This window comes from Elusimicrobiota bacterium, assembly GCA_041658405.1.
GTDB lineage: Bacteria > Elusimicrobiota > UBA5214 > JBBAAG01 > JBBAAG01 > JBBAAG01.
The window spans coordinates 19,835-27,837 of sequence record JBBAAG010000038.1 but is presented as its reverse complement, the minus strand read 5'-3'; the positions used below and the strand labels follow the sequence as shown (position 1 = coordinate 27,837).

Genomic DNA, 8,003 nt, shown 5'->3' with positions numbered 1-8,003 from the left:
CGCAAACATTACACTTTCCCTTTGACAACATACCCACCGCCATTAGCGAGTTTAGCGAAGACCATCCGCCCGGATGATGTCTGCAGGATTGACGTAATAACGACCTCCGCTTTTTTCCCGATCATCCTATGCCCGTCTTCTACGACAATCATAGTCCCGTCATCAAAATACGCAACACCCTGATCACGTTCTTTCCCGTCTTTAAGAATAAAAATACTAATCTTTTCGCCAGGTAACGCCACCGGCTTAAGCGCATTCGCTAAGTCGTTTACGTTTAATACCGTCACACCCTCAAGCGTAGCAACACGGTTAAGGTTATAATCCGTAGTCAACACTTTCGCCTGCAAATCCTTCGCAAGCATTATCAACTTCGCATCAACTTCCTTTTCCTGGGGATAATCCTTATCCAATATTTTCACAACTACATCAGGCGTTTCCTGAACTCTTGCGAGAATATCCAACCCTCTGCGTCCACGGGTACGGATATTAGTATCCGAATGATCCGCAAGGTTTTGTAATTCACGTAATACAAACTTTGGTACAACGAATATACACGTTAAAAACTTTGTGGTAATAATATCCACTACCCTGCCGTCAATAATTATACTGGTATCCAATACCACAAGTTCATTCACCTGCTTCTTCCCGGATTTCGGGAAAATATCTTTCTCCAATAATTCAAGCTCATCTTTTTTACGTATAGCAATAATTAAACCTAAATAAGTAAAAACGATATTAACAAACAATGAATATTTCTTATAAACTTCATACCACGCCGGGTTGTAAAGATACACCAGATAATCCAGCATCTTCGCAAAAATTAATCCTAGCACACCACCCAGCACACCGGCAACCAGCGTATCCAGGGGGATACGTTCGATAATGAACTCAATAATAACAACGCCTAACGCGATCCCGAGTCCTATGAATAACCCTTTAATATCCCTGGAAATTTGTAAATACCCTACTATAGGGCCAATAATAATAATTAATCCGCGCATTATCCAATAAAACATAAATTAAATTTCACCTCCTTTCTTTCCTAATTTTTATTAGTCACAGCATGAGTTTTAACATACTCAATCACTTCGTATAAATACCCCATACCGATAACTTCTATATTAACCTTTTTTTTAATATATTCCGCACTAGACTTAGGGATAATACATTTCTTAAACCCTAACTTCTCAACTTCTCTTACACGGTCTTCCACCTGTGTTACTGACCGGATTTCACCCCCAAGCCCAACTTCACCAATTGCAACCACGTCATTCGGGCATACAAAGTTTAACAATGCCGACGCTATCGCTACAGCCGCACCAAGATCCGCAGCCGGTTCCTTAACTTTCACCCCGCCAACTACGTTGATAAACACATCCTCATGTTCGAGGTTCAACCCCAACCGCTTCTCCAGTACTGCGGTAAGCAATACCATACGGTTATAATCCAACCCAGACACCATCCTGCGTGGCACCGCAAAACTTGTGGAGGTAACTAATGCCTGGAGTTCCAACAAAATCGGACGTGTCCCTTCAATCGTAGCGATAACCATAGTCCCTGAAGTATCCTTAGTGCGTTCATTCAAAAATATTTCACTCGGGTTTGATACATCTTTTAACCCCGCAGCGGTCATCTCAAACATCCCAAGCTCGTTTGTCGCACCAAAACGGTTTTTGTACGCGCGTAGCATACGGTACACCTGAAACTTCTCCGCCTCAAAATATAACACGGTATCCACCAGATGTTCCAACACCCGTGGGCCCGCGATCGCACCATCTTTTGTTACATGCCCCAGCACAAATACTGTAATATTATTAGCTTTTGCAAGGTTCAACAGTTCAGCCGTACACTCCCGTACCTGTCCTACACTACCCGGGGCAGAGATAATATCCGGCCGGAACATTGTCTGTATAGAATCAATAATGATAAACCCCGGTTGTGTTTTAGAAGTTGTCCCGACGATAGTTTCAAGATTAGTTTCTGTCAAAAGAAACAACTGGTTCTTAACATCCCGATGGTCAACCCCAAGCCGTTCAGCGCGCAGTTTCAGCTGATCCAGTGATTCCTCACCTGAAACGTATAACACATTAGCATACTTCCTTAGAGCATCCGCTACCTGCAACATAAGCGTTGATTTCCCGATCCCAGGATCCCCGCCGATAAGCACCAGCGACCCGGGTACCACACCGCCCCCAAGGATTCTATCAAACTCATTAATCCCGGTAACATACCGTGTTTGGTTAGCCGGCTGTACTTGTTCTATAGCAACAACTTCCGCAGAAAAATTTGTCAACCTCGCCTGTACTACACTGGTTCTCGCAGCTTTCACCACGCGTTCTTCAACAAACGTATTAAACTGCCCGCAACCCGGACACTTACCGAACCACTGCGCGGTATCATACCCGCACTCCTGGCATACAAACTTAGCCTTAATTTTCACGGTTTTGATAGTCCCAACAACGCAATAACGTACGCCATATCCTTATCTTCAATCACAACATTAAAATACGTATGCCATGTCGCTGAACCAAAAACGTCTTCAGCTTGTATCCCGCAACGCAACCAGTTCGCCAGCGATAACTCTGTCCCCACAATCCCAACGGGTAACGCGGCAGGAACTTTTCTGGAGAACTCAAAAAGCTGAGCATTAAGCTCAATCCCCAACCACCCGAACTTCAGCGGCTGCCATGCTAACCCCAACCCGCCGTAGGAACGTATCACCCCGGCGTAAAGTTCAAGCCGATCCATGAACTCTCTGCCGATAAGGCCGGTTAACGAATTTTGTTTTTGGAACGTATCAACAAAATTTGCATCAGAAATATTGTTCACACCAAGAAAATAAAACTTACCCTCATCCGGCGATATTTTTAACCCGAAATCATTACGGAACACCGACGTTGTAGCGTCGTATCTAAGGCGGTAATCCCAGTATGTATTAATCTTCCCGAGTTTTCCAAGCACCGCCTGCGCGTTATTCGCAGTATCCTCAAGAGCGGTAATAGTTTCCTGCACCTGCCTACCGACATCCTTATCATTGATAAGCTTGCCCAACACCGAATCCTTATCCTCAACCTTTGCGAGTAAGGATTCAAGTTTTGTACTTGCCTGCGCAACATTATCCACTAAACTTTCAGCAGGCTTCCTGTTTTTCTCGAGTATATCAAGCACTTCACTTGAAAGTTTAGCCATATCCTTAGACGCGGAACTGATATCATCCACGATTTGTTTGATATCATCTTCTCTGATAGTATTCTCCAGGCGGTCAGTAAGCACACGCACATTATCCACGATTTCGTTAAGATTTTCCCCGAGCTTCCCATCCCCCACCACGCTGTTAAGCGCATCTACTAATCCCTTGACGCTATCCATCGCGGATTCCAGCATTTTTTCAGTCGTAACCGGGCTTATCCCCTGAAGAACCTCATTGTTTTTTAGTAACACCTTAGACTGTTTCCCACCCAATACCATATTGACATACTTAACCCCGAGCAAACCCGTAGCAAGTATAGACGCTTGCGCATCAGCATAGATTTTGGTATCACCCCAGATCCATAACCTAACCTTCGCCCGCTGCCCGTCAAGAATTATTCTATCAACCTTCCCTATCTTAACCCCGGAACTCCGTACCCACGCTTTCTCCATCAACCCGCCGGTATCTTCGAGGAATAAGTATAAAGTATACCCTTTCTCCAACCGGATATCTTTGATAGCAAAAATTGTACCCAACAAAACCGCAAGCCCGCACAGCACAAATATCCCGAGTTTAACTTCTTTCGGCATCGGCTTATTTTTTCCCCTTAACTAAAATTTTTTTTGCTCACACCTATTTTTAATCATCTTAGGTTATATTATATAACAATACACTTTATTTGTATAACCCAAAAAACCACACGTGTTTGTTTATAGTGTAGACAGGAATTAATACAGCACCTGGATAGGACCGTTGCAGGAACCTTCAATAAACTGCCGGACAAACGGGTTTTTTGTATGCTGAATTTCTTCAGGAGTACCGATCTCCACAATCTTTCCCTGATGCAGCATCGCGATACGGTTAGATATCTTATACGCGCTTTTAAGATCATGTGTCACAACAATCGAAGTAACCTTAAGTTCTCCCTGGAGTTTAAGTATCAGTTCATTAATCGTATCCGATGTTATAGGATCCAGCCCGGTGGTAGGCTCGTCGTAACACACATACTTTGGCGCGTACGCAATTGCGCGGGCAAGCCCTACGCGTTTACGCATCCCACCGGAAAGTTCTGCCGGTTTCTGATTCTCAATATCCTTAAGCCCTACATGCCTCAACCCTTCCTTTACGCGGCGCATAACTTCAGTATACGGCAATTTCATGTTTCTCAACCCAAACGCAACATTCTCAGCAACCGTCAATGAATCAAATAATGCCGCGCCCTGGAACAAGTACCCGAACTTCTGCTGAATCTTCCACAACTGTTCATCCTCAAGTTTTGATATTTGTTGATCATCAACATAAATCTCACCTTTATCCGGTTTCAGTAACCCGACTAAGTGTTTAAGCAGCACAGTTTTCCCGCACCCGCTACCCCCGATGATCGTTAACGTTTCCCCGTCATAAATCTCGAGTTCAACATTATCAAGAACCTGTTTTTTCCCAAACTGTTTATATACACCTTCAACTTTTATCATATATTTCTCTTCATACTATAACTTATCCAATCCCAAGGGCTACAAGCAACGCCGTCAAAAAATAATCGCTTACCAGAATAATAACCAGTGTCATCACTACCGCGCTGGTAGTAGCACGCCCTACACCTTCCGCCCCGTTCTTACACTCAAACCCTTTGTAACAAGACACTAACGCGATTGTTGCACCAAAAAATACTGACTTGATCAACCCGTGAAACAAATCCTTTACCCTCATATAATCATATGCATCCGCCCAATAAATCGTCCCCGGTATCTCGAGGTTGGTAACACTGACAATATATCCGCCGGTAAGGCCAACAATATTTGTGAACACCGTCAACAACGGCAGCATAGTCACACACGCAATAAATCTCGGCATTACGAGGTAGCGGATAGGATTTGTCCCTAATGTATACAACGCATCAATTTGTTCAGTAACCTTCATTGTCCCGATTTCCGCTGCAATTCCTGCCCCAACACGCCCGGCAACAACTGTTGCCATCAATACCGGCGACAACTCTTTTATCAACGAAAACGCAACAATAGTCCCGACGTAGAGCGGTTCATTAAATACAAACCTTGCGGAAGTCCCTGCTTGTAGTGCTAACACCATACCCATTGAGAACGACGACATTACGCAGATCGGGAACGATTTTATCCCAACCTCAACCATCTGCGCGGTAATACTCTTCACATCCCACGGTAATACCCGCATCCAACTAATCACCTGCCCGAACAGTATAGCGAACTTCCCCAAACTTACCGTGAGGTCATAAGATACGACCTTAACTTTTGTGAACATACCGTTTATCATAGCAAGATATATTTTACCTTATTTACTATACTGCAATGCGGGTAACACGTTTCCCGATCCCGCATACAATTTCGTAATTAATCGTTCCAACTAAACCAGCAACTTCCTCAGCCGTAATTCTCTCCCGCCCCTGCTGCCCTATGAGCACAACTTCATCCCCTAACCTAACATCTTTAATACCCGTAACATCCGCCATAACCATATCCATGGTTACCCGCCCGATAACGTTTATACGTTTACCGTGTAACAACACCTGCCCGGTATTTGATAGTTTACGGTTATACCCATCAGCATACCCTACAGGCAAAGTTGCAACCGTCATCCCTGTTTTTGCGATAAACGTCCCGTTATAGCTAACTCTTTGCCCGATCTGGATATTCTTTAGGTAAACAACTTTAGTTTTCCATGTTAACACAGGCTTGAACCCGTACCTTGTATTGACCCCGGGGAATGGTTCCAACCCGTACAACAACAACCCCGGGCGGACATAATCATAATATTGTGAGGGACACCTGATTATTGTTGCGGAATTAGCTGTGTGGACGATTTTTATTTTACCAATACTCTTCAATACATTCTCAAAATTGTCATACTGATACCTTGTATACCATTCATCACTATCCGCCGATGAAAAATGCGTATATACTCCTTCTATTAACAACGCCTGGCATTTTGTGTGGATATATTGTATAAGAGCACCCGCATCATCAGCAGAGGATCCAATCCTCCCCATCCCAGTATCAACCTTCACGTGCACCGGTAATACAACCTTACGTTTTTTTGCAGCTTTGTTTAACTCCACAGCGGACTCTATACTGATAACAGTGGGAGTCAACTGGTAAGAAAATAATAATGGTAATAAGTGATACGGATAAACATTCCCGAGGATTAATATTTTAGGTTTAATCCCTGCTTTGCGTAACGCAATACCTTCTTCGAGGCATGCAACACCGTAGAACGCAACAACTTTTTGTTTAACCAATTCCTTAACGATAAACTCAGCATTATGCCCGTAAGCATCAGCTTTTACTACAGCAATAATCCCTGTGTGTTTACCGATTAACGACTGTATTATACTGACATTTTGCGTAATAGCGGACAAATCTATCTCAACCCATGTGGGACGAAGAATAGTATTAATCACTGTTCCTGCTCTTGCTGCCTGGTCTCAGCGTTCTCAAACCGTGTATACTCACTGAAAAACACCATATCCTGAGTCCCCTGGGGCCCGTTCCGCTGTTTCGCAATGATAAGCCTGGCTTTACCTCTGATACTCTGATCTTCCTTGTTATAATAATCTTCGCGGTAAACAAATCCGACGACATCAGCATCCTGTTCAATCGCCCCGCTTTCCCGCAGGTCGGATAATTTAGGTTCATTATCCTTCCCCCGCTCTTCGGGTTTACGGCTAAGCTGCGACACCACTACTATCGGGATCTCGAGGTACCGCGCGAGTAGTTTTAATGACCTTGAGATATCAGAAATTTCCTGTTGCCTGCCTTCCATACGTTTAGTCCCGCTGGAGAGCAGCTGCATATAATCCACCACTATGAGTTCAACTTTTTGTTCCGACACAACCCTCCGTGCCTGTGCACGTAGGTCCAACAGCGTTCCTGAAGGCAACTCATTAATAAATATCTTCGCTTCCATCAACTTCGACGCAGCGGTTGTGATATCCGGCCATGCACTGCGGGAAACCCTGTTATCCCTTAACTTATTCATATTAATCTTTGCAACTGAACACAGGAACCGCTGCGCTATTTCGTTTTTTGACATCTCCATCGTAAACACCGCAACCGGGCGTTTACTATGCAACGCAATATTTTCCACTATGTTTAAACACCACGACGTTTTACCCATCCCCGGCCGCCCGGCAATAATGATGAGATTACCTTTCTGTAACCCGCCGGTTAGCCTGTCAAACTTAGGAAATCCGGTCATCAACCCTAACCCATCTTTTTTGTTCTGAATATAACTCTCAACCTGATCAAGTACCGGCGGCATTAACTCATTAATCCCTATAAACCCGCTCTGGAACCCTTCATTACGTATCTTAAAAATCCGTTGTTCCGCCTGTTCAATAACAGCCTGTGCACCGGATTCATCTTTATACGCATCCGCCAGCATCTCATGTGAAACATCAATCAACCCGCGGAGTGTAGATTTATCCCGTACAATCAACGCATAATCCTCGACATTCGCTGCAGTTGCTACAGACTCAATCAATGTCATAAGATACGCCGCTCCGCCGATATCCGCAAGTTTTTTTTCTTTTTTTAATTCCTCTCCTACCGTCTGAATATCCACAGCGATATTAGATTCATATAACCTACGTATAGCACGGAACACTATCTGATGGCCTGGTTTATAAAATGAAACATCCTTGAGCAGAGCAATAACTTTATCAATAGCAGCCCGTTCGATCATCATAGACCCAAGCACTGCCATTTCCGCTTCTTCTGAATGAGGTGGTACGTGATTAAAAATATCTGCCATGCAAATATCCTATAAATAAATAAGTACG

At 44.0% G+C, this 8,003-nt stretch carries 7 protein-coding genes; all 7 read right to left on the bottom strand.

The features are described from left to right. Positions 1-8: 8 nt before the first annotated feature. The 7 genes from WC955_07815 to dnaB all read right to left on the bottom strand — a co-directional run bounded on the left by WC955_07815 (position 9) and on the right by dnaB (position 7,975). Positions 9-1,016: a PIN domain-containing protein gene (locus WC955_07815; protein MFA5858958.1), complete on the bottom strand. Its 1,008-nt coding sequence runs from the start codon at positions 1,014-1,016 to the stop codon at positions 9-11. A gap of 26 nt (positions 1,017-1,042) precedes the next feature. After that, positions 1,043-2,440: a DNA repair protein RadA gene (radA, locus tag WC955_07810; GenBank protein MFA5858957.1), complete on the bottom strand. Its 1,398-nt coding sequence runs from the start codon at positions 2,438-2,440 to the stop codon at positions 1,043-1,045. Further along, on the bottom strand, positions 2,437-3,780 hold the full coding sequence (locus WC955_07805) for an MlaD family protein (protein ID MFA5858956.1): 1,344 nt from the start codon (positions 3,778-3,780) through the stop codon (positions 2,437-2,439). The genes radA and WC955_07805 overlap by 4 nt, the downstream gene beginning before the upstream one ends. Positions 3,781-3,918: 138 nt before the next feature. Beyond that, entirely contained in the window at positions 3,919-4,665 is a 747-nt protein-coding gene (locus tag WC955_07800) for an ABC transporter ATP-binding protein (protein MFA5858955.1), read from the bottom strand. A 22-nt stretch (positions 4,666-4,687) separates the two neighbouring features. Next, entirely contained in the window at positions 4,688-5,479 is a 792-nt protein-coding gene (locus WC955_07795) for an ABC transporter permease (GenBank protein ID MFA5858954.1), read from the bottom strand. 25 nt (positions 5,480-5,504) lie between these two features. Beyond that, the gene (alr, locus tag WC955_07790) at positions 5,505-6,623 is read right to left on the bottom strand and encodes an alanine racemase (protein MFA5858953.1); all 1,119 of its coding nucleotides are present in this window, start codon (positions 6,621-6,623) and stop codon (positions 5,505-5,507) included. After that, positions 6,620-7,975 carry a replicative DNA helicase gene (gene dnaB, locus WC955_07785; protein ID MFA5858952.1) on the bottom strand — a complete coding sequence of 452 codons (1,356 nt, stop codon included), beginning with the start codon at positions 7,973-7,975 and terminating at the stop codon, positions 6,620-6,622. The genes alr and dnaB overlap by 4 nt, the downstream gene beginning before the upstream one ends. Positions 7,976-8,003 lie beyond the last annotated feature (28 nt).